The sequence below is a fragment of the Pseudomonas idahonensis genome, assembly GCF_037903935.1.
Taxonomy (GTDB): Bacteria; Pseudomonadota; Gammaproteobacteria; order Pseudomonadales; family Pseudomonadaceae; genus Aquipseudomonas; species Aquipseudomonas danubii.
Genome location: NZ_CP149586.1, coordinates 3,237,920 through 3,259,695, shown reverse-complemented (window position 1 = coordinate 3,259,695; position 21,776 = coordinate 3,237,920). Strand labels below are relative to the sequence as shown.

18 protein-coding genes are annotated in these 21,776 nt (G+C 62.6%); 7 read left to right on the top strand and 11 right to left on the bottom strand.

The window, feature by feature from the left end; genetic code table 11:
- Nucleotides 1-62 precede the first annotated feature (62 nt).
- From feaR to WIN67_RS14810, 4 genes are all read right to left on the bottom strand, one after another.
- Nucleotides 63-1,001, bottom strand: coding sequence for a transcriptional regulator FeaR (gene feaR, locus WIN67_RS14825; protein ID WP_339071580.1), 939 nt, complete (start codon nucleotides 999-1,001; stop codon nucleotides 63-65).
- 149 nt (nucleotides 1,002-1,150) lie between these two features.
- Nucleotides 1,151-1,744 carry a DUF3156 family protein gene (locus WIN67_RS14820; RefSeq protein WP_267270005.1) on the bottom strand — a complete coding sequence of 198 codons (594 nt, stop codon included), beginning with the start codon at nucleotides 1,742-1,744 and terminating at the stop codon, nucleotides 1,151-1,153.
- Nucleotides 1,710-3,230: an APC family permease gene (locus WIN67_RS14815; protein WP_339071577.1), complete on the bottom strand. Its 1,521-nt coding sequence runs from the start codon at nucleotides 3,228-3,230 to the stop codon at nucleotides 1,710-1,712. The genes WIN67_RS14820 and WIN67_RS14815 overlap by 35 nt, the downstream gene beginning before the upstream one ends.
- A 239-nt stretch (nucleotides 3,231-3,469) precedes the next feature.
- Entirely contained in the window at nucleotides 3,470-4,957 is a 1,488-nt protein-coding gene (locus WIN67_RS14810; protein ID WP_123390987.1) for an aldehyde dehydrogenase family protein, read from the bottom strand.
- Nucleotides 4,958-5,300: 343 nt separating this feature from the next.
- On the opposite strand from WIN67_RS14810, the gene WIN67_RS14805 reads away from it, so the two are divergent.
- The 5 genes from WIN67_RS14805 (at nucleotide 5,301) to WIN67_RS14785 (ending at nucleotide 10,585) form a co-directional block, all read left to right on the top strand.
- Nucleotides 5,301-6,635, top strand: coding sequence for an aspartate aminotransferase family protein (locus WIN67_RS14805; protein ID WP_102879456.1), 1,335 nt, complete (start codon nucleotides 5,301-5,303; stop codon nucleotides 6,633-6,635).
- 168 nt (nucleotides 6,636-6,803) lie between these two features.
- Nucleotides 6,804-7,478 (top strand): helix-turn-helix transcriptional regulator, encoded by a 675-nt coding sequence (locus tag WIN67_RS14800; protein ID WP_123390991.1) that lies wholly within the window; start codon nucleotides 6,804-6,806, stop codon nucleotides 7,476-7,478.
- 89 nt (nucleotides 7,479-7,567) lie between these two features.
- Complete coding sequence (locus tag WIN67_RS14795; RefSeq protein ID WP_339071573.1) at nucleotides 7,568-8,383, top strand: molybdenum cofactor biosynthesis F family protein; 816 nt, start codon at nucleotides 7,568-7,570, stop codon at nucleotides 8,381-8,383.
- Nucleotides 8,384-8,444: 61 nt separating this feature from the next.
- A complete protein-coding gene (locus tag WIN67_RS14790) occupies nucleotides 8,445-9,827 on the top strand; it encodes an aspartate aminotransferase family protein (RefSeq protein ID WP_296410904.1) in 1,383 nt (460 codons plus the stop codon).
- Nucleotides 9,824-10,585: an SDR family oxidoreductase gene (locus tag WIN67_RS14785; RefSeq protein ID WP_339071572.1), complete on the top strand. Its 762-nt coding sequence runs from the start codon at nucleotides 9,824-9,826 to the stop codon at nucleotides 10,583-10,585. Before WIN67_RS14790 ends, WIN67_RS14785 begins: the two co-directional genes overlap by 4 nt.
- 220 nt (nucleotides 10,586-10,805) lie before the next feature.
- Here WIN67_RS14785 and WIN67_RS14780 read toward each other — a convergent pair whose 3' ends face one another.
- Genes WIN67_RS14780 through WIN67_RS14765 form a run of 4 tightly spaced genes read right to left on the bottom strand, consistent with a single transcriptional unit; the run spans nucleotide 10,806 to nucleotide 14,619 of the window.
- Nucleotides 10,806-11,900, bottom strand: a complete 1,095-nt coding sequence (locus WIN67_RS14780; RefSeq protein ID WP_339071571.1) for a polyamine ABC transporter substrate-binding protein — start codon at nucleotides 11,898-11,900, stop codon at nucleotides 10,806-10,808.
- A gap of 47 nt (nucleotides 11,901-11,947) precedes the next feature.
- The gene (locus tag WIN67_RS14775) at nucleotides 11,948-12,289 is read right to left on the bottom strand and encodes a cupin domain-containing protein (protein WP_102865158.1); all 342 of its coding nucleotides are present in this window, start codon (nucleotides 12,287-12,289) and stop codon (nucleotides 11,948-11,950) included.
- Nucleotides 12,290-12,345: 56 nt separating this feature from the next.
- Complete coding sequence (locus WIN67_RS14770) at nucleotides 12,346-13,752, bottom strand: NAD(P)/FAD-dependent oxidoreductase (RefSeq protein ID WP_267269998.1); 1,407 nt, start codon at nucleotides 13,750-13,752, stop codon at nucleotides 12,346-12,348.
- A gap of 51 nt (nucleotides 13,753-13,803) precedes the next feature.
- A complete protein-coding gene (locus tag WIN67_RS14765) occupies nucleotides 13,804-14,619 on the bottom strand; it encodes a helix-turn-helix domain-containing protein (protein ID WP_102879463.1) in 816 nt (271 codons plus the stop codon).
- A 279-nt stretch (nucleotides 14,620-14,898) separates the two neighbouring features.
- On the opposite strand from WIN67_RS14765, the gene WIN67_RS14760 reads away from it, so the two are divergent.
- Nucleotides 14,899-15,168: a DUF1652 domain-containing protein gene (locus tag WIN67_RS14760; protein WP_102865161.1), complete on the top strand. Its 270-nt coding sequence runs from the start codon at nucleotides 14,899-14,901 to the stop codon at nucleotides 15,166-15,168.
- Nucleotides 15,169-15,219: 51 nt separating this feature from the next.
- Here the strand turns inward: WIN67_RS14760 and WIN67_RS14755 are convergent, their stop codons facing one another.
- Nucleotides 15,220-17,679 (bottom strand): UvrD-helicase domain-containing protein, encoded by a 2,460-nt coding sequence (locus WIN67_RS14755; protein WP_339071569.1) that lies wholly within the window; start codon nucleotides 17,677-17,679, stop codon nucleotides 15,220-15,222.
- Between the two features lie 274 nt (nucleotides 17,680-17,953).
- Here WIN67_RS14755 and WIN67_RS14750 point away from each other — a divergent pair, with 274 nt between their 5' ends.
- Nucleotides 17,954-18,649, top strand: coding sequence for a pirin family protein (locus WIN67_RS14750; RefSeq protein ID WP_102879465.1), 696 nt, complete (start codon nucleotides 17,954-17,956; stop codon nucleotides 18,647-18,649).
- A 182-nt stretch (nucleotides 18,650-18,831) separates the two neighbouring features.
- Here WIN67_RS14750 and pgm read toward each other — a convergent pair whose 3' ends face one another.
- Both pgm and WIN67_RS14740 read right to left on the bottom strand, forming a co-directional pair.
- Nucleotides 18,832-20,478, bottom strand: coding sequence for a phosphoglucomutase (alpha-D-glucose-1,6-bisphosphate-dependent) (gene pgm, locus WIN67_RS14745; RefSeq protein ID WP_306399459.1), 1,647 nt, complete (start codon nucleotides 20,476-20,478; stop codon nucleotides 18,832-18,834).
- 252 nt (nucleotides 20,479-20,730) lie between these two features.
- Nucleotides 20,731-21,753 carry a zinc-dependent alcohol dehydrogenase family protein gene (locus WIN67_RS14740; RefSeq protein ID WP_102879467.1) on the bottom strand — a complete coding sequence of 341 codons (1,023 nt, stop codon included), beginning with the start codon at nucleotides 21,751-21,753 and terminating at the stop codon, nucleotides 20,731-20,733.
- Nucleotides 21,754-21,776: the final 23 nt, after the last annotated feature.

Below are 21,776 nucleotides of genomic sequence, written 5' to 3'. Positions count from 1 at the left end.
GGCAAGCCGGCTCCTACGTAGCCAGCATTGCCGTTTTTGAGGGCGATGCGAAACTCCGGCGCCTAGGCGTTCAGGGAGCGGGCGCGGAAGTCACGGGGCGACTGTTCGAAGTGCTTCTTGAATGTCCGGCTGAAATGCGCCGAATCGGTAAAGCCCCACTTGAAGGCGATATCGGTGATGGATTCGTTGCGCAGCTGCGGGTTGCTCAGGTCCGCCGCGCTGCGCTTGAGCCGGGAGCGCTGGATGAAGCGACACACGCTGTCGCCCTGCTCCTCAAACAGTCGGTACAGCTGGCGCACCGAAATATTCAACTGCCCGGCCAGGGATACCGGGGTCAGGCCCGGCTCATTGAGGGATTGATTGATCAGTTGCCGAGCCTGATCACGCAGGCATTGACCATGCAGGTTCTCGTCAAAGCCATCCAGGGTGCTGGCCGTCTGACGCAGGGTCGGCCCAAGCAAGGCGATCAGGGCCTCTTGCAGGGCCTGCCCCTCCTGCTGCGCCGCACACCCCTGCAGATCGCCGGCGCAGATCTGCTCCACCAGCAAACGCATCAGGCGACCACTGGCGCAGTTTTGCGACAACTTGCCGAACTTGCGCTGCGGGGTCTGCAGATGCCGGTAAACCTCTTCCCGGCTCAGGTGGAACGAGGCGTGCTCGATCAGGCCGTGGGGCACGATTTCACAGGCACCGGCCGAATCCAGCAACGCCATGTCGCCGGGAGCCAGCTCAATGCTCTCACCATCCTGGCTCAGGCGAGCGTGGCCACTGCGCTGGATGATCAGGAAACAATGGCGATCGTCCTCATGGTCGACCTTGGTGCTCTGACGGGAGATCAGCCCGGCATTGGTGCGGATCTGCGCCACCTCCAGCCCGGCATAATCCTGTAGACCCACTTCACCGATAAACAAGGCGGGATTGCGCGCCGGGCGCGCGTCGAATCGACCGCAGACACCCTGCAGGGCACCTACCCAGGAACTGAAACTATGCGAAGCAAGCACTGTGCACCTCCATAAGCCGGTTCAGACCGCCTTTGTTGTTATGGCGATATCATTAACATGTTATCTATTTGCCAGGCAAGGAGCCTGACAGCATGGATAGTCTGTTATGGCTTAAGCAGGGTGTATGCCAGTGCTTGCGGTTATGTCGGTCAGAATTCTCGTAGAAGCTTGTACAACTCAGTGAAGCTGCCCAACAGCGCCGCCCGCTGTTGGACACTCAAGCGGATGTAGCGCCTGAACCCCGGTAAACGATTGACCACCTCGCTGGCGCCAAAGTGTTCAAGGCGCACTTGCCAGCCCTGCTCATCCCGCCACAGCTCAAGGTGCTTGAAGTCCAGCGGCAGCAGCCGCTCCAGCAACGACTGATCGCTGCACAGCTTCTGCAGCAAGGGCGCCCATTGCTCTGCCTCCCCCGCAAGCAATCGCGCGGCGACGCCCTGTCGACGAATCGCCCCGGTGTGGCGCAGGCCGATCCGCGCTTGCCCGGGACGCTCGCAGGGCACCCGCAGACGCCACTCACAAACCACGATATGCATCAGGAACTGCGCCTGGGGACGCTCCCGCACTTCGAACTCCAGAGCGCTTTGCGGGCAGTGGAAAACACCCAGCCCAGCAGAGCGAGGGGTGAAATCCAGGCCCGCCAGATCCCGCCGCACCTGACCCAGGGTGACCCCCGGGCGATAGCCCGAAGGTGCCCGGTGCCAGAATTCAAAGAGGTTTTGTCGCCAGCTTGAAAGATTCATCAGACAGGTTCTCCCGAGGGCTTGGTACTTCATCCGGCGACAGGCTCAGCGCCTGTTCCAGCACCTCCTCCACCGGCACCGGACGAAACGGATTGACCTTCTGTACCAGCAGGGTCCAGACCAGCGCGTAGATTGCGGTCAGGCCCAACATGCTGCCGAAGGGCACATAGATATCCCGTGGATTCATCCCGGGGGGAGTGATGAACCACATGCCCAGGACAATCCCCACCGAAGACAGGATCTGCGGCAACGGAAACCATGGCGATTTATAAGCCCGCGGCAAATCCGGCCGGCGAATGCGCAACATCACCACCGACAAGGTGACCAGCAGGTAGGCGGTGCTCCAGGCACAGACCGCCGCCAGCACCAGGTGCATGATGCTGTCGGTGCTGCCGCCCAGCCACCAGGCATGCAGGCAGGGAATCAGGACCGCCACGGCGATGCACAGCAGCGGTGTCTTGAAGCGCGGGTGCAGGTAGGTGAAAACCTTGGGTAATGCCCCGTCCAGGGCCATGCCATAGAGAATTCGCGGCAGGCCGGCCATCAACGTGTTGATAGTCGCGGCACCGGCAAACAGCAGGCCGATCCCCAGCCAGATACGGCCGAACGGCCCCATGATCTGCTCGGCGAAATGCGGGATGGCCATGGGCGTATCCAGCAAATGCACGCTGCCATCCTCACTCAGGGCAATGTTTTCCACCTGGCGCTTCATGGCCGCGCCGTAGATGAACATGCACACCGCGACGCCTACCAGCCCCAGGGCCATGGCCCGGGGAATGGTCCTCGCGGCCTTGCGTACATCCGGGGTCAGGGGGGTGACGAACTCGCAGCCGACGAACATGAACATGGCCATGCCCACCAGGGACAGGATGGTCGTCAGGTCGGTCCCCACCATTGACGCGCCGAACCAGCCATCGAGCTCCACAGCCGGGGCCTTGATGATCCCAAGCACGCCAAAGATGATCAGGGTGGTCCACATGCCGAAGGTCAGGATCACCTCGGCACGACTGAAGGCGGTGATGCCCACCGCGTTGAGCAGGCCGAAGAACACTACCAACCCGACCCCCACCAACCAGGCGCTGCCGCTCTGTTCCAGCAGGGTATTGAGGGATTCGAAATTCACCAGGGCCATGACGCCGCTGAGAATGGTTTCCGCCGTCCCGGCAAACACATGCACGATCAGGTAGGCGGACAAGGTCCCGGTGATGGCGAAGAAACGACCCAGGCCACAGGCCAGGTAGTCATAGACCGAGCCATTGGTGGGCAACAGGCAGGCCGCTTCGGCGAAGGTGGTGGATTGCGCCAGCATCATCAGCAGGGCGATCACCATCGCCGCGGCGAACGCTTCACCACCGATACCGAATCCGGTGGTGGCCGTCAGGATCACCGGGCTGGCCATGATCAGGCCCACGGCACTGGCCAGCGCGGTGGGAAAGCCGACCACGCCCTGATCCAGGTGGTGCTTGAGTCTGTCGTTGAGCGACATGATGGTAAACCTCGAAAGCATGGGTTGATGATTGTTGTTCTAGGCATTTCAAGGGCACGCCCGGCAAGGGCGCAGAGCTTGGCTGTCTGACGCAGCTGAAATCATGTTCACGCCCTGCAGGCGCTGGCTTGCCAGCGAAGACGTCCATGAGAATGACGCCTGTTCTGGGGGCCTCTTCGCCGGCCAGCCGGCTCTACAGTCAACCGGCTGGCCGGCAAAGGCGTCTGCGTGGGGCGTGCTCAATAAGCGATGCACACCGATTTGTTCTCGGTATAGGCCTCGATGGCCGCATGGCCCATCTCGCGGCCCATGCCCGATTGCTTGTAACCGCCGAAGGGCATCGACGGATCCAGCATGTTGTGGGTGTTGACCCAAACGGTGCCGGCCTTGATCTGGGGAATCAGTTGCATGACCTGACTCAGATCGTTGGACCAGATACTTGCACCCAGCCCGTACTGGTTGTCATTGGCCAGGGCCACCACTTCCTCCAGAGAATCGAAAGGCGTCGCGACCACCACCGGGCCGAAAATCTCCTCGCGCACCAGCTGCAGGTTGGCGTTGACGTTGGCCACCACCGTGGGACGGACATAAAAGCCCTGCTCACCATGGGCAACTCCGCCGCAGAGCACCTTGGCGCCCTCCTCGACCCCACGCTGGACCATCTGCAGCACGCGCTTTTGCTGTTTGGCAGAAATCAGCGGATTGATCTGTGCCTGCTCGTCCAACCCCGGGCCAATGCGCAAGGACTCGGCAATGGCCACCAGGCGCTCCAGCACCTGGGTGTAGATCCCGCGCTGGACATACAGCCGCGAGCCCGCCGTGCAGACCTGTCCCTGATTGAAGAAGATGGCCCCGGCCGCCCCAGCGGCAGCAGTCTGCGGGTCGCAGTCGTCGAGGACGATCACCGGCGACTTGCCACCCAGTTCCAGGGAAAAGCGCGTCATGTTGTCCACCGCCGCGTGGCCGATCAGCTTGCCGACCTGGGTCGAACCGGTGAACGCCAGCTTGTCGATTCCCGGATGGGCGGCCAGCGCGGCACCGGCCTGGGCTCCACTGCCGGTCACCACGTTGACCACGCCGGGGGCGATCCCCGCTTCCAGGCAAAGCTGGCCGAGGCGCAGCGCGGTGAGCGGAGTCTCGTCGGCGGGCTTGAGTACCACGGTACAGCCGCAAGCCAGGGCCGGGACGATTTTCCAGATGGCCATCAGCAATGGGAAATTCCACGGCACAATGGCTCCCACCACGCCCACCGGTTCCGGCACCGTATAAGCCCGGTACTGTGCCCCCGGTACCGCCGCGATGGACACATCCAGGCTCTTGCCTTCGATCTTGGTGGCCCAGCCGGCCATGTAGCGGGTGAACTCCGCCGCCGCCCCCACCTCCAGGGCCCGGGCCAGATGGATCGACTGACCGTTGTTGAGAGTCTCCAACTGCGCCAGTTCCTCGCCATTGGCTTCCAGCAGATCCGCCAGCTTCAACAGCAGGCGCTCGCGATCGGCGGGACGCAACGCCTTCCAGCTGCCTTCGAAGGCCCGGCGCGCGGCCCCCACCGCCAGATCCACATCGGCCTGGGCGGCGGCGGCAACCTGGGTCAACTGCTCGCCACTGGCGGGGTTGTACACCGGCATCCGTGCTCCGCAGAGCGCGGGCTGGCTGAGACCGTCAATCAGCAGGCCGTGCTGACTGTCTATGAATGCAGCGACACGTGGGTCGATGGCAACGCTCATCTTGATTCCTCGCAGGTAGACCTTGTTCGAGGTGGACTTTGAGCCCAAAGTCGGATGCCGTCTTGATCCTGGCTGCCGCAAAACTTGGCCCTGGCTGCCAGCGCCAGCGGCGCCTGGGCTGGCCGTAGGAGCCGGCTTGCCGGCGCACAGGCCCGCAAGCCTTGCGCCGCCTGCACGGACGCCCTCGCTGGCAAGCCAGCCCCTGCCAATGGCCGCCAGCGATACCCGCCAAGTCGCCACTGGCAGCCTGGGTCAAATGTCCTGGCACACAGAGGCAAGCCAGGAGCCCGCAAATGACGCACTAATAGCTCCACGCTGTCCGTGCGTTTTCAGGAGACTCAACGTGAGCCAAGCAAGCCGTTTCTGGCACCCCATGCTGCACCCCAACGAAATGAAGCAACGCGAACCGATCCGCATCGTCCGCGGCGATGGTTGCTATGTCTATGACGACAAGGGCCACCAGCTGGTGGATGGCGTCGCCGGGCTGTGGAACGTCAACGTCGGCCACAACCGCAAGGAAGTGAAAGCGGCCATCACCGCCCAGCTCGATGAGCTGGAGTATTTCCAGCTGTTCGATGGGGTCAGCCACCCTCGTGCCGAAGAGCTGTCCCGGGTGCTGATGAACCTGCTGGAGCCCGAGGACATGTGCCGGGTGTCCTTCAGTTCCGGCGGTTCGGATGCCATCGAAAGTGCCCTGAAGCTGGCCCGCCAGTACTGGAAGCTCGAAGGCCAGGCCGACCGCACCAAGTTCATTTCCCTGCGCCAGGGCTACCACGGCACCCACTTCGGTGGCGCCTCGGTCAACGGCAACACGGTGTTCCGGCGCAACTACGAGCCCCTGCTGCCCGGCTGCTACCACATCGATACGCCCTGGCTGTACCGCAACCCCTACAGCCAGGACCCGCAAGAGCTGGGCAAGATCTGCGCCGACCTGCTGGAACGGGAGATCCAGTTCCAGAGCCCGGACACCGTGGCCGCCTTCATTGCCGAGCCGATCCAGGGCGCCGGCGGCGTGATAGTGCCACCGGCCAACTACTGGCCGCTGATCCGCGAAGTCTGCGACAAGTACGGCGTCCTGCTGATCGCCGACGAGGTGGTCACCGGCTTCGGCCGCAGCGGCTCGATGTTCGGCAGCCGCCTGTGGGGAGTCAAACCCGACATCATGTGCCTGGCCAAGGGCATCACCTCAGGCTACATCCCCCTGGGCGCGACAGTGGTCAACCGGCGGATCGAGGCCGCCTTCGAGAAAAACGCCAACTTCACCGGCGCCATCATGCACGGCTACACCTACTCCGGGCACCCGGTGGCCTGCGCTGCTGCCCTGGCCTGCCTGGACATCGTGGTCAAGGAAGACCTGCCGGCCAACGCGGCGAAGATGGGCGACTACATGCTGGACAAGCTGAGGCCCTTCGTCGAGCGCTTCGACACCGTCGGTGAAGTGCGGGGCCAGGGCTTGATGCTGGCCCTGGATCTGGTGGCGGACAAGAGCACCCGCGAACCCATCGACCCCATGAGCGGCTATGCCAATCAGGTGGCACAGATTGCCCGGGACAATGGCGTCATGGTGCGCCCGGTGGGCACCAAGATCATTCTCTCGCCGCCCTTGGTGATCCAGCAGCCCCAGGTGGATGCCATAGTCGATGCCCTCGCCGAGGGGTTGAGCAAGGCCCAGCGCTGATCGTTGCAACCGGCTGCGGTCAATCAAACAGCGACCGCAGCCTGTGCTGCATCCCTGCTTGCCAGGCGCCTCGCTCCTGGTTTTCACTCGCCCTGACACGGACAGCGCCACCCGTCGCAGCCCCCAACCACCCGAGCCACTGCCCAGCCGGCAGCCAGGAGCTATCCGATGATTGCGCCCACTTCCTTGCCCGGGGCCCATGAACTGGGGCAACGCTGCATCGCCGCCTTTACCCGGGTGGTACCCGCCACCCTCTGCGCTTTCTACCGCATCGATCCGAACCTGCAGGCCCGGGACTTCTCGCTGTACCGCATGCCCGAGCAGATGCACCAGGCCTATTTGCAACGCTACCGCCACTACGACCCGTTGCAGCCACGCAACTGCGCCGCCGCCGGGCGCCCGGTGCTGTCGCTGCACATGGGCATGGCCCAGCAGGGCCGTCATGCAACCGAGGTCTACCAGGGGTTCCTGCAACGTCACGGGGTACTGGATGTAGTGGAAATTCTTGCCTGTGACGGTGAACGCCCCATCGCCGGCCTGTCGTTGCTGCGGGACAATGCCCTGGGGCATTTCAGCGTCGACGAACTGGGCACCCTGCATGCCTTGCAGGGCCTGTTGGAAATCGCTGCCCTGGCGCCCTACTCCCAGGTCGACGAACGTCTGGCCAACCTCACTCCCAGGGAACGGGAGATTGCCTGGCTGCTGCGCGATGGCGCCGACAACAAGAGCATCGCCAGACGCCTGGACCTGGGGCTGCCCACGGTCAAGACCCACCTGATCAACCTGTTTCGCAAGGTCGGGGTCGGCAATCGCACGGAGCTGGTAAGCGCGCTGTTCTTATAAAGGGCCACCGGCTCAACCATTTGGTTGATGGGCGGCATCGGCGCCCAGGCAGAACATGGGGTTCTCCTCTCCTGGACAAGAGCCTTGCCATGAATCAGCAACCTGAGTGGATCACCGTCGGCGCCCTGGCGGACGGTTTTGCAGACGACAATCACATCCTTGCGGGGGTGGATGATCTGTCCGGTCGCACCTTGACCCTGCACTTCGACAACGGCTGGCAGATCGAACACCACTTCGCTGTCGACACCCTGCGCTGGAACAGCCTCGGCCAGCCCGCCAGTGACGACCTGCCCTATCGCGCCACTTCGATACGCCCCGGTATCTACCTGGTGGACTTTCTCAAGCGGGAGCAAGGCCAGTCCCATTCGGTAAGCCTGATCCTCGATCTTGAGCGCCAGTGCTTCACCGCCGTGATCGGCCAGATGCCGAGCCAGGCCGAATGCGGCGTCGACCTGTTCAGCCGGGCGCTGGCCGGCGACGAGCTGACCTCGGTCAAGGCGCAGTTCCTCCACGGCGCAATCGATGCCTTGCCCACGGCCGAGACTGCGCGACATGCACCCACCGCCGAACTGATCGGCCTGCGCAACCAGTATGTCTACAGCGCCAGCGAGGCCTACGAGCACATCTACCTGAATGCCAACTTCTATAGCTGGCAGTGCCTCAGGGGTGTCGAGCAAGGCCTGGCGGACACCGACCGCTGTCACTACTACAAGATCGCCGAGCAGCTGTACCTGTTTGTCTGGCGCGAGAAGATCGTCCCGACCCTGGGCCTGGTGCTGATCGACCTCAAGGCCGGGCGTAGCGAAGGCAAGATATTCGGCTACCAGGGTGCAGACTTCAGCCATGCCGCCAACTTCCCGGTGGGCGCCCTGGCCCAGGTCCTCAACCGAACCCAACACCCCTGATTCCGCACCGCTGCCGGCTTGTCCTAGCGCCAGCCGGCAGCGCTTTTCACAGGATACTTCCATGACTCTGGGCCTTGATCTGCAACGCGTCGCCAGCTGCTATCAGTCCGAACTGCAGCTGTTTGTCGAGCAACACCCGCGCTCCGGCGCCTTCTATCAGGAAAACCTCAAGCACTGGCTGTACGGCGCGCCGTTGCACTGGATGCAGCAATGGCCCGGCGCCTACCCGATCATGGTGGCGGATGCCCGTGGTGCGACCCTCACCGATTGCGACGGCCGCGAGTACGTGGACTTTGCCCTGGGCGACACCGGCGCCATGTTCGGCCATGCCCAGCCGGCGGTAGCCGCAGCCATTGCCGAACAGGCACTGCATGGCTCGACGCTGATGCTGCCCACCGCCGACAGCCTGTGGGTCGGTAAGGAACTGAGCCGGCGCTTTGGTCTGCCCTATTGGCAGGTCACCACTTCAGCCACCGATGCCAACCGCTTTGTCCTGCGCCTGTGCCGGATGATCACCGGACGGCAGAAGGTCCTGGTGTTCAACTGCAACTACCACGGCAGCGTCGACGAATCCCAGGTGGAATTCGACGCCCAGGGGCAGATGATTCCCCGAGACGGCGTGCACGCCAACGGCTTGCAGCACGCCTCCACCACCCGACTGGTGGAGTTCAACGACCTGCCGGCCCTGGAGGCGGCGCTGGCCCATGGCGACGTGGCCGCGGTGCTGACCGAACCCTTCATGACCAACGTCGGCATGGTGCCTCCGGCCCCGGGTTTCCATGACGGCTTGCGGCAGTTGACCCAGCGCTATGACGTACCGCTGATCATTGACGAAACCCATACCCTGTCCTGTGGACCGGGGGGCTATTGCGGCGAACAGGGCTTGCAGCCGGACTTCTTCGTCCTGGGAAAATCCATCGCCGGGGGCATTCCCACGGCTGTCTGGGGCTGCAGCCAGGCCATGGCCGAACGGATCTGGCGGGTACTGCCGCATTTCCAGCCGGGCCAGGCGATCAACCACTTCGGCTTCGGTGGAACCCTGGCCGGCAACGCCCTGCAAATGGCCGCCATGCGCGCCACCTTCAGCGAAGTGATGAACGATGAAAACTACGCACGCATGTTCCTGCTCGCGGAGCGCCTGCGAGCCGGCGTCGACAGCATCATTGGCAAGCACGGCTTGCCCTGGCATGTGACCCGCATCGGTGCCCGGGTCGAATACCTGTTCATGCAGCAGGCCCCGCGTAACGGTGGCGAAGCCCACCATGCCCGCCATGCTCTGATCGAGGCGTACCTGCACCTGTACCTGCTCAATCGCGGGGTGCTGTTGACACCATTCCACAACATGGCCCTGATGTGTCCGGCCACCAGCGAGGCGCAGGTCGACCTGCACAATCGGCTGCTGGACCAGTGCCTGGCCCAGGTCCTGCCAGGAGCCCAGCCATGAGCCAGGATGACCGCGGGCGCATCGCCCTGGTCACCGGCTCGGGCCAGGGCATTGGCCGGGCGATCGCTCAGGTGTTCGCCGCCGGGGGCGCCAAGGTCATGCTGGCCACCCGCAGCGCTGCGTCAGGTGCCGAAACCCAACGCCTGATTCGTCAGGCTGGCGGAACAGCGGAGCTGCTGACCCTGGACCTCGGCACCCGGGCAGCCGCCGAACAGGCGGTAGCGGCGACCTTGGACGCCTTTGGCGGCCTGGACCTGCTGCTGCACAACGCCGGGATCTTTCCGCTGCAGAAGCTGGCCGAGCTTGAGGAGCAGACCCTCGACAGCACCTTGGCGGTGAATCTGAAAAGCTGCTTCTGGCTGACCCAGGCAGCCTTGCCGGCGCTACGCCGGGCCCGAGCACCGCGGATCGTCGTCACCTCATCGGTGACCGGCCCACGCACGGCAATTCCCGGACTGGCCCACTACGCGGCGTCCAAGGCGGGGGTCAATGGCTTCATTCGCGCAGCGGCACTGGAACTGGCGGAGTATGGAATCACCGTCAACGGCGTCGAGCCGGGGCTTATCGCCACCCAAGCCATGGACAACCTCGGCGACGCCGCGACCCTGGCCAGGGGCATTCCCCTTGGGCGCCTGGGAACGCCTGAGGACATTGCTTACGCCATGCTGTTCCTGGCCTCGCCACAGGCCGGCTACATCACCGGCCAGACCCTGATAGTGGACGGCGGTGCCCTGCTCCCGGAAAACAGCCAGTTGTAGGCGCTGGCTTGCCAGCGAAGGCGTCCTCAAGGGCAGTGCTCGCCTCTGAGGCCTATACGCCGGCAAGCCGGCTCCTACAAAAATCGGCGGGGCTGATTCGTTGATACATCCCGTTCTCGTAGGAGCTAGCTTGCCAGCGAAGGCGTCCTCAAGGGCGGTGCTTGTCTCTGAGGCCTCTTCGCCGGCAAGCCGGCTCCTACGCAGCTTGTGGGGATGGGGATCAGTTGCCGCTGCGGATCTTGTTCCACAAGCGGGTGCGGACCCGGTCGATGTCCAGCGGCATGGCTTCCAGGGCAAACAACTTGTCCATCATGGCCGGGCTCGGGTAAACCTTGGTGTCGCTCTTGATCGCCGGGTCGACAAGACCATCGGCTTGCTGGTTGCCATTGGCGTAATGCACGTAGTTGCTGATGTTGGCCATTACGTCCGGGCGCAGCAGGTAGTTCATGAAGGCATACCCGGCCTTCTCATCCGGTGCGTCCACAGGCATGGCCACCATGTCGAACCAGATCGGCGAGCCTTCCTTGGGAATCGAATAGCCGATCTCCACCCCGTTCTTCGCTTCCCTGGCCCGGCTCTCCGCTTGCAGGATGTCCCCGGAAAACCCCACCGCCACGCAGATATTGCCGTTGGCCAGGTCGCTGGTGTACTTCGACGAATGGAAGTAGCTGACATAAGGCCGGACCGTCATCAGCAGCGCCTCGGCTTTCTTGTAGTCCGCCGGGTTCTTGCTGTGGTGTGGCAGCCCCAGGTAATTCAAGGCTGTGGGAATCAGTTCGGGGCCGTTGTCGAGAATCGCTACGCCGCACTTCTGCAGCTTCTGCATGTACTCGGGCTTGAAGATCAGGTCCCAGGAGTCCAGCGGTGCGTCATCCCCCAGCACTTCCTTGATCTTGGCCACGTTGTAGCCAATCCCGGTGCTGCCCCACAGGTACGGAAAACCGTGCTGGTTGCCCGGGTCATTGACCTCCAGCGCTTTGAGCAACGCCGGGTTGAGGTTTTTCCAGTTGGGCAACTGGCTCTTGTCGAGCTTCTTCAACGCCCCGCCCTGGATCTGCCGCGCCATGAAATGGTTGGAGGGGAACACCACGTCGTAACCGGATTTACCGGTCATCAGCTTGCCGTCCAGGGTCTCGTTGCTGTCGTAGACGTCATAGGTGAAACCTGTCCCGGTTTCCTTCTGGAACTGCTTGGTGGTGTCCGGGGCAATGTAGTCCGACCAGTTGTAGATCTTGACCGTGTCGGCGGCCTGGGCCAGAGAAGCGCCCAGGAACAAGGGGCTGAGTAACAGCAAAGTGCAAGTCTTGCGGATCATGAGTCGATACCTGTGGCTGGTTTTGTTATTGGCAGGCAATCAAGGGATCAGAAAATCAAGACGTAGGTCTTGCGCACCGTTTCCTGGATATCCCAGATGCCGGTGCTGTTGGCCGGCAACATCAGTGCATCGCCGGCTTCTATGTGCAGGGGCTCGCCATGGTCGGGCGTGAAGGTGCAGCGGCCCTGGATGAAATGACAGAACTCCTGGGCGACGATCTGCCGCCGCCAGCGCCCCGGAGTACATTCCCAGATCCCGGTTTCGACCCCGTCGTTGCGTTCGACGGCAGTCACCGATGTCACGGCCACGGGCGTCCCCAGGGGTACGGCGACCGGCGCCGACTCGTCCAGGGTGACCGTGGCGGTGTGCTTGAATTGCGTGATGCTCATGGCTCTACCTTTGGTTGAAAAAACGAACGGACATCGTTCGGTGCAAGAAACCCGACTCAGTGCATGAAACCTTCCATGAACCCGGCGACCCGGCTGGCCAGACGCCGCCGCCACGCAGGCGAAGCCGGGTTGGCCAGGGTCTGGTCTTCATGGACAAAGCTGCGAATGATCGCGTTGTAGCCCAGCCAGCGGCAGGGTTCAGGTTCCCAGACCCGCAGGGCGTCGAGGCCGCTTTGCGCCAACACCCAGGGTTGGCGGACCAGCGGGCTGTCCTGCTGCAGAATCAGGTCGGCCAGGGTCCGGCCACCCAGATTGCTGGCGCCGACGCCCTCGCCGCCGTAGCCACCGGACAAGGCGATGCCCTTGCGCCGGTCACACAGCATGTGCGGCATGAAGTGCCGGGACATGCCCAGGTTGCCGCCCCAGGAATGGGTGATGCGCACATTCTTCAATTGCGGGAACAGCTCGCCGAACAGGTAGCGACGCAGCTCCACCTCGTCCCGACTCAGGTCGAAATCGTGGCGCAGCTTGCTGGCGAACTGATATCCACCCCGGGCACCAAACACCAGGCGGTTATCCATGGAGCGCTGACCGTAAGTGACCTGGCGACTGCTTTCGCTGAAGGCCTGGCCCTGGTTCAGACCGATTTCGTCCCAGGTCGATTCCGGCAGGGGCTCGGTGGCTACCAGCAGGCTTTGCACCGGCAACTGATAACGACCCAGGGGCGGCAAGGTCACTGAGTACCCCTCCACCGCCGGCACTATCCAGCGGCTGCGCACCGCAGCGTGGCGGGTCTGCAGGCTGCCGGCCTGCCAATGGGTCACCGGGCTGTTCTCGTAAATGTTCACCCCCAGGCGCTCCACCGCACGCGCCAGCCCGCGCACCAGCTTGGCCGGTTGGATGGTGGCGCAATGGGGGGCATAGATAGCGCCATAGGCGTTGGCCACCCGCAACTGCTGAGCCAGTTGCTCGGGGTTCAGCCAGCGGTAATCGTCCTGGTTCAGGCCCTGGGCGTAGAGCTTGTCCAGGTACTGGCGCAGGCTGGTTTCCTGCTCGGGATAGCGGGCCGCGCAATACAGCACCCCGCCTTTGCGGTAATCGCAGTCGATGCCTTCCCGTTCGATGACGTTGGCCACTTCATCGGGAATGCCATGCAGCAGGTCGAAAGAGGCTCGACGCTGCTCCGGCGACAGCCCTGCCAGCAGGCGGTCTTCTCCCAGCAGATTACCCATCAGCCAGCCGCCATTGCGCCCCGAGGCACCGAAACCTGCGGTCTGGGCCTCGATCACCGCCACCTTGAGCTGCGGCGCTTGGCGCTTGAGGTAATAGGCCGTCCACAGCCCGGTGTAACCGGCGCCAATGATCGCCACGTCCAGATCAAGGTCTTGCTCAAGGGACGGGCGCGGCAACAGCGGCTCGTCCAACTGGTCCATCCACAAACTGATACTGCGCCAAGCTGGCATGCAAGCACTCCGCAATCCGAACTTCGAATGCGGCGATCCTAGTCCCTGTCTTCAGGGGCTGTCTTGCGCGCGTGCACGCAAAGAAATTTGCTTGGCATAAGCCTTGGGCGACTGCCCGGTGTGCTGGCGAAAACAGCTGTAGAACGCCGACAGGGAATTGAACCCGGCCGCAAAGGCCAGTTCGTCGACCCGTAGCGGCGGCGCGGCCTGGTCCAGGGCCGCCAGCACATGCTGCAGGCGCGCCTGGTTCACATAGCGGTAGAAGCTTTGGCCCAGCACCTGATTGAGCAGGTAGGAAATCTGATTGCGGCTGTAGCCGCACTCCCGGGCGACCCGCTGCAGGTCCAGTTGCGGATCGAGGTAAGGCTGCTGGCGCTGGAAGTACTGCTGCAAGTCCTCGGCCATGAAACTCAACTGGCGCGGCGACAGTCCCAGGCGGCTGACCGCCGGGCGCAGGCTGGCCGAGGAGCTGTCCGGCGCCGGTTCACGCACCAGGGACGCATATTCATTGACCCGCCAAATCAGGCCGTCGCGCACGGTAATCGCTTCACTGGAGCGGAACGACACCAGGCCCTGGCCACCCCGCAGGGTCACCTGATACTGGATAAAGGCCGTGTTGCCATCCAGGCGAATGCGATCACAGTGCTCCAGGGCCTCATCGGGCGCGCGGGGCATGCTCACACGCACGTATTCCCGCAGCTCAGCGAGGCCCAGGGTGCGATTCTGGAAAAAGTCGTTGTACTGGATTTGCGGATGGTAAAGCGCCATCACGCCATCGAGGTCGCGGTGCTTCCAGCACAGGTGATAACGCATCACGGTTTCACCAGTGGCCTGGGTTTGCAGAGGCCCGTCGTCAGGGGCAGTCATAAGGATCTCGAACAGCCAAAAAAGCGCAGCTTGCCGAACTTCGGCAGAGGCATCAATGACCGTCCTTCAGCCAAGGACCCGGGTTATCTAGCCCCATTTGGGCGAATACATGACGTGCATCAAAAATCTGCGAGTGAACCGCCGGACGGTGGGCAAAAAAACTGCGAGCGGTCACAAGCCGGTGCTATTTTTAAACCCTTGACTGATCGGGTCATTGACGAGCCGATCGTTCCTACCGCGAGCACAAGGAAGCGCTCAATGAATCAAGGTGGGCCACCGATGAACAGAGTCTGGGCCAGCAAAGTCACCTTTCCCAACGCCTGCCAGCTGATGCGCTGGCATTTTCATCCCCTGGGCTTCGAGGCCAGCATGGATGCGCCAGGCAGCATGATCGCCCGGCTCTTCGACCGTGCCAGCGGCGAAACCATGATCGCCATCGCCGGCATTCCCTGTGCCACGGTGATGAGCGCCGCGGATGTCGAACGAATAATCGAGGCGGTGGAAGATGAACTGGAGGCCTTTGCTCCGTCCCTGACACTCAAGGCCTGACGCCAGGCCCCATCGACCGAAGCCCGCCTGACCGGCGGGCTTTTTTCGTCCTCACTGCCGCAGGTCGCGGAAATATGGCTTGTCTCGGGGCACCCGGTCCGAAGCCTTGGGCGCATTGCCCGCCGCCGCCTCCTGGCGATCGACGTACCAGTAGCAGTGCTTGGCCGCCCGAGTGATCCCCACATAAGCCAGGCGCAGGATCTCGTCCTTCTGCGCGCTGTCGTAGGGTTCGGCGTCGCCATCTTTGCCCAGGCCGGCCATGCGATACACCTGATTCTTGTAGGGCGAGCTGCTCAGGTGCTGGCAATCTCCCAGCAGGAACACCGCGTCCGCCTGCAAGCCCTTGGCACTGTGATAGGTGAGTTGCTTGAGCCGACGAGCCGCTGGAGGCAAGCTAGAATCAACATTAACTATTTGTGAAATATGCTCTTCTATCAATAACTTATCGCTAGTTTTTCGAAACAGCATCAAGATTGAATCACCCTGCCGATAGTGCTCTGCCAGGCGCTGGGCCAGGCCCTGATCGTCACGATCCAGTACCTGCACCGGCCATAGGTCCTTGGCCTCGCCACTGGCCTTGGCCTTCTTCCCGGCAATCGCCGGGGCTGCGCGAACAATATGCTCCGCCGCATCGATCACATGCTGGTGACTGCGGTAGTTCTCGCTGAGCATGACTCGATTGGTGCCCGGGGACGGGAACTCCTTGTTGAACTCGATAAAGTACTTCGGCGAACTGCCGCGCCAGCCGTAGATCGATTGCCAGTCATCGCCCACACAGAGCAAGGAAGAATGCTGGGCTCCACGCCCCACGTGCAGGGCCGCGCCACGGCTGCGAATCTCCCTGAGACTGGCCTTGATCCAAGACACGATCTGCGGCGAAACGTCTTGAAACTCGTCGATCATCAGATGCGACATCGGCCTCAGGCAACTGTCGCTAAGCAGCTTGAAGTTTTCCGGGGAGCGCTCGCTGAACAGGGCGAACATCCGGTTGTAGCTCATGATCGGCGGCGACTGATCCAGCAAGTGGTCTTCAAGGGCTCGCCAGAACAGGCTCAAGGCCTCGAAGAAGAATCGGTCCGGATCATCCTGGGCAAAGCTCATGTTGCCGACCGCGTCGCCCACATCCAGCCCCAGGTTCTCGATAAAACCGGCGGCGGCAACAAAACAATCCAGCAACGGCGCCGAAGCCAGCTCGCCCTTGACCTTGTAGTCGAAGCCCGGGCCGGCACTGACCTCGGCAGAAAAGGCCCCCAAAGCTCGCTTGGATGATTCGTAACTATCCAACCAAATCAATGGCTTACGACAGAAAGCTTGAAATAGGGTGCGCTTTACCGCCCACTCCGCCCGCACCGTCAGCTTGGCTCCGGGCCGACTGATCTGCGGGTTCTCCCGCGGGTCGAAGCCCAGTACCACCCAGGCATCCAGCTCAGCGGCATAGCCATGGCAATGGAAGGTCGATCCGTTGATTTCAAAGCTCTGGCGCTGAGGCTCGATGCCCTTGATCGGCCAGGCCCCGGCACGAAACCACAGGTCTTCCACGGTGTCGCAGAGCTCCTCATCACGCTTGGCCGCCAGCTCGGTGACCGCCACGCGCTTCTGTACATCGGGGTGATCGCGCTCCAGTTCCTTGAGCTGCAAGGCGTGGCGCAGCAAGGGCTTGAGCGCCAGGCGGAAGCGTTCGTCGCTGCGGTACAGCGCCTGGTAGCAGGCATTGAGGTGCTTGCGCTGGGCATCGTTGATTCGCAGGTCGAAGGGGTTGCTGTCCACCTCGTCTTCGGCACCCTGCACCCGCTCACTGAGGTTCTCGAAGGCCTGAAGGCGTTCGAACCCCGGCAGACTGCGCACCATGGGCAAGATCCGCGAATGGAAGGTGCGCACCAGATCCCGGGCTTCCCGGGGGCTGAGCGCCCGGCCCCACAGGGCAAAGACCTGCACCAGCTTATTGATGAAATCCTTGCGTGACTCCCGGGTGAAAGTCACTACGGTCATGGAATCCAGCTCGAATCCCAGGTAGTGATTGAGCAAAAGCAGGCGCAATACTAAAGAAGTCGACTTGCCCGCCCCGGCCCCGGCAATCACTGCAGTGGCAGGCGTGTCGCTGAAAATCATCTTCCATTGGGCGGCGCTTGGCTGGGACTGCGGCGCCAGCAACCGGGAGACATCGGCCTTGAAGCGTTTTTTCAACTCGGCGCTCAGCGGCAGGCGCCAGTCGTCGAACAGCCGGTCATCCACCCCCGGCGGCCGGTGCTCGGTGTTGCGACTGTCGCGAATCAGCAGCACCTGACGCCCTTCCTCCAGCCCTTCGAGCCGTCCCTCCTGGTAGCCGTATTCCACGCCTGCCGTGTGCCCGCTGCGAAAGCCGTCGGCCTGACCGTGCAACCAGGAGGCGCGATGCTGAGCCCGCAGACGATTCAGGCCATGGCCGAAAAACCGCGCCGCCAAGCGCTTCAACAGGGGCATCTGAGCCAGGGGCAAAAGATCGGGGGGCAGATCGGGGCTGTGTTGCGACACGCGGACTCCAGGGGATGAGACTGAGCGGTAATGGTCGCCGGATTTTTTCACGGTATCCAGCGAATTGCTTGCGGGTCATTAACTTAAGCGATGAACCGAAGGTTTAACACCAGCTCTGCGACAAAAAAACCATCTAATTTTACGATTGGATTACGGCATTTTTTGCGCTTTTTATCGATCAATAGCTGATGGAAGATGCACGCCATCAACCAACGGTTATCGTTTTTTGGCCCGGGTCCAACGAGCCATTACGAGCCCTTTTGAGGAGACGATCATGCTTGAACTCAGACCTTTCAGCTCCCTGGGTGGCGCTCACCACGGCTGGCTGGATGCCCATCACCACTTTTCCTTCGCCGAGTACCATGACCCCAAGCGCATGCACTGGGGCAACCTGCGGGTGTGGAACGATGACGTAATCGCTCCCGGCACCGGCTTCCCCCAGCATCCGCACCGGGACATGGAAATCATCACCTACGTTCGCGAAGGCGCCATCAGCCACCAGGACAACCTGGGCAACAAGGGACGCACCGAAGCCGGTGACGTGCAGGTGATGAGCGCGGGGACCGGGATCGCCCACAGCGAATACAACCTGGAAGCCACGCCGACCAAGATCTTCCAGATCTGGATCATTCCCAACCAGGCCGGCTCCGCGCCGTCTTGGGGCGCCAAGCCTTTTCCCAAGGGGTTGCGCGAAGGGTTCGTGACCCTGGCCAGCGGCAAGGATGGCGATGAGGAAAGCTTGCGTATTCGCGCCGATGCACGGCTGGTGGCGGCCAACCTGAAGGCCGGGGAAACCGCCGAGTATCACCTGGACGCAGGGCGTCGAGCCTATCTGGTGCCGGCGACCGGGGTGATCGAGATCAACGGCTTGCGTGCCGAAGCTCGAGACGGTGTTGCAATCGAAGATGAGCGGGTGCTGCGGGTGAGCGCCGTGCAAGACAGCGAAATCGTGCTGGTAGACCTGGCTTGAACCGCAGCGGCAAATAAAAAAGGGGCGACCGTGATGGTCGCCCCTTTTTATTTGCCCGCTAGCCGGCTACACAGATCGTGCAATGAACAACCACCGTAGGAGCTGGCTTGCCAGCGAACGCATCCGCAAGACCTGTGTCCGTCTCAAGGACCTTTTCGCCGGCGAGCCGGCTCCTACGTGAATCAGTTGCCGCTGATGGCGGTGTCCACCAGGGTCTGGGCTTCCTGCACCAGCTGCTTGAGGTGGTCGTCGCCGATGAAGCTTTCAGCGTAGATCTTGTAGATGTCTTCGGTGCCAGACGGGCGTGCGGCGAACCAGCCGTTCTCAGTCATGACTTTCAGGCCGCCAATGGCCTGATCGTTACCCGGTGCCTGGCTGAGGATCTGCTGGATCGGCTCGCCAGCCAACTGAGTCGAGGTCACTTGTTGCGGGGAGAGCTTGCTGAGCAAGGCTTTCTGCTGCGGATTGGCCTTGGCATCGACCCGCACCGAGAAAGGTTCGCCCAGCTCGTCGCACAGCGCGCGGTAAGCCTGGCTTGGATCGCGACCGGTGCGCGCGGTCATTTCAGCGGCCAGCAGCGACGGGATCAGGCCGTCCTTGTCGGTGCACCAGACGCCGCCGTCCTTGCGCAGGAAAGAGGCACCAGCACTTTCTTCGCCACCAAAGCCCAGAGAGCCATCGAACAGGCCATCGGCAAACCACTTGAAGCCCACTGGCACTTCGTACAGGCGACGACCCAGGCGTGCCGTCACCCGATCGATCAAGCCACTGCTGACCACGGTCTTGCCCACGGCGGCATCGGCACGCCATTGCGGACGGTTCTGGAACAGATAGTCGATGGACACCGCCAGGTAGTTGTTGGGCGCCAGCAGGCCGCCGCTTGGGGTCACGATGCCGTGACGGTCATGATCGGGGTCGCAAGCAAAGGCCACATCAAAGCGTTCTTTCAGGCCGATCAGCCCTTGCATGGCATAGCTGGAGGATGGGTCCATGCGGATCTGCCCGTCCCAGTCCACCGACATGAAACGGAAGGTGGCGTCCACTTGCTTGTTCACCACCTCCAGGTCAAGGCGGTAGTGCTCGGCGATTGCCGACCAGTAACGCACCCCTGCTCCACCCAGCGGGTCCACGCCCAGGCGCAGCTTGGCGTTGCGGATCGCGTCCAGGTCGATGACGTTGATCAGGTCGGCGACATAGGTGTTGAGGTAGTCGTGGCGATGGGTGGTGTCGGCCTTCAGCGCCTGCTCGTAGCTGATGCGCTTGACCCCGGCCAGCTTGGCCGCCAGCAGTTCGTTGGCCTTGGCTTCGATCCACTTGGTGATGTGGGTGTCGGCCGGGCCGCCATTGGTGGGGTTGTACTTGTAGCCGCCGCTTTGTGGCGGGTTGTGGGACGGGGTGATAACGATCCCGTCCGCCAGGCCCGAAGTGCGACCGCGGTTGTAGCAGAGAATGGCATGGGACACCGCCGGCGTCGGGGTGTACTCGTCAGCGGCAGCAATCATCACCGTCACACCGTTGGCCGCCAGGACTTCCAGGGCACTGGCCCCGGCCGGGGTCGACAGTGCGTGGGTATCGATGCCGACAAACAGCGGCCCGGTGATGCCCTGGGCTTCGCGGTACAGACAGATGGCCTGGCTGATGGCCAGGACATGCCATTCATTGAAACTCAGATCGAACGAGCTGCCGCGGTGCCCGGAGGTGCCGAAAGCCACGCGCTGGGTGGGCACCGATGCATCGGGCTGACCGGTGTAATACGCCGTAACCAGTCGCGGGATATCGACCAGCAACTCAACGGGTGCCGGCTTGCCCGCAAAAGGACTGAGAGTCATGCAAAACCTCTGAAAAAGGATGGTTCGGGAATGGAGCGCAGTTTACTGGCAGTTTGACCACCGCGCGACGAAATCTATCCCAGAACAACCCCGCCTTTCTCAGCTGACTGAAGCAGGCCTGGCTTAAGGAGCTGGCTTGCCGGGGAAGACAGCCTCAAGGCTTGCACGAGGTTCAGGCCCCATTGGCCGACAAGCCGGGGCCGACAAAGATACAGATACAAAAACGCCAGGCTTGGCCTGGCGTTGGGGGAATCAGGCCGGTTCGACCTGCAGCGCGACCCGTTCGCGACATGGACATTCGTCCATGTAACGGTGCGCCTCGACAAACTCGCTGAAGGGGAAGACTCGGGTCTTCAAAGGCACCAGCACTCGATCCGCAGTCAGCTGGTTGATGTCGCGCAGCGCACGCTGCAACGCCACCTGATCCTGAATGATCCCCAGTTCCGGCTTGCCGGTGAAGTTGCCGATGCAGTGGACAAAGAACTGGATGTTCTTCTGGAACGCCGCGCAGGCCGGGAATGGAGTCTGGTTGCCGCCTTGCAGGCCGTACAACACCAGGCTGCCGCGAGGCGCCAGGACATCACCGAGCATCGACATCTGCGGACCGCCCAGACCGTCGAACACCACATCGACCCCGCGATTGTTGGTGAGCTTGTTGATCTGCATCAGCAGGTCCTGCTCTTCGGTGACAATCACCTTCTCGGCGCCGAGGGACAGCAGGTACTCACGCTCTTCAGCGGTCTTGGTCGCGGCAATCACCCGCACACCCAGGGCCTTGCCCAACTGCACAAAAGACGGGCCGGCACAGTGGCTGGCATCGGTGACCAGGGCGAACTGCCCGGGCTTGACCCGCGCAAGGTCAGCGTAGGCGAAATAGGCAATCAACAGCGGCGTGTAATGCACCGCGGCTTCGATAGGGCTAAGCACATCCGGATAACGGGTCAGGGCCGAGCGTGGCAGGACGATCTGCTCGCCATACACCGGGTAGTCATTGGGGCTTTGCGCGGGAAAGCTGGCGACCTTGTCACCGACCGCGAGGTCGTCGACGCCCTCGCCTACCGCCGTGACCACGCCGGCCATTTCATGCCCGAGGCCGGACGGCAGACGCGCATGGGACGACGCCAGGTTCTGCCGCCAGAGCACGTCGTACCAACTGATACCGATGGCTTCGACTCGTACCTGCACTTCGCCTGGCGCAGGCAACGAGGCCGCATGCTCTTCGCATTTGAGCACCTCGGCCGGTCCAAACTTGTGAAAACGAATCGTGCGGGACATCGCAAACCTCGTCAAATTAACCT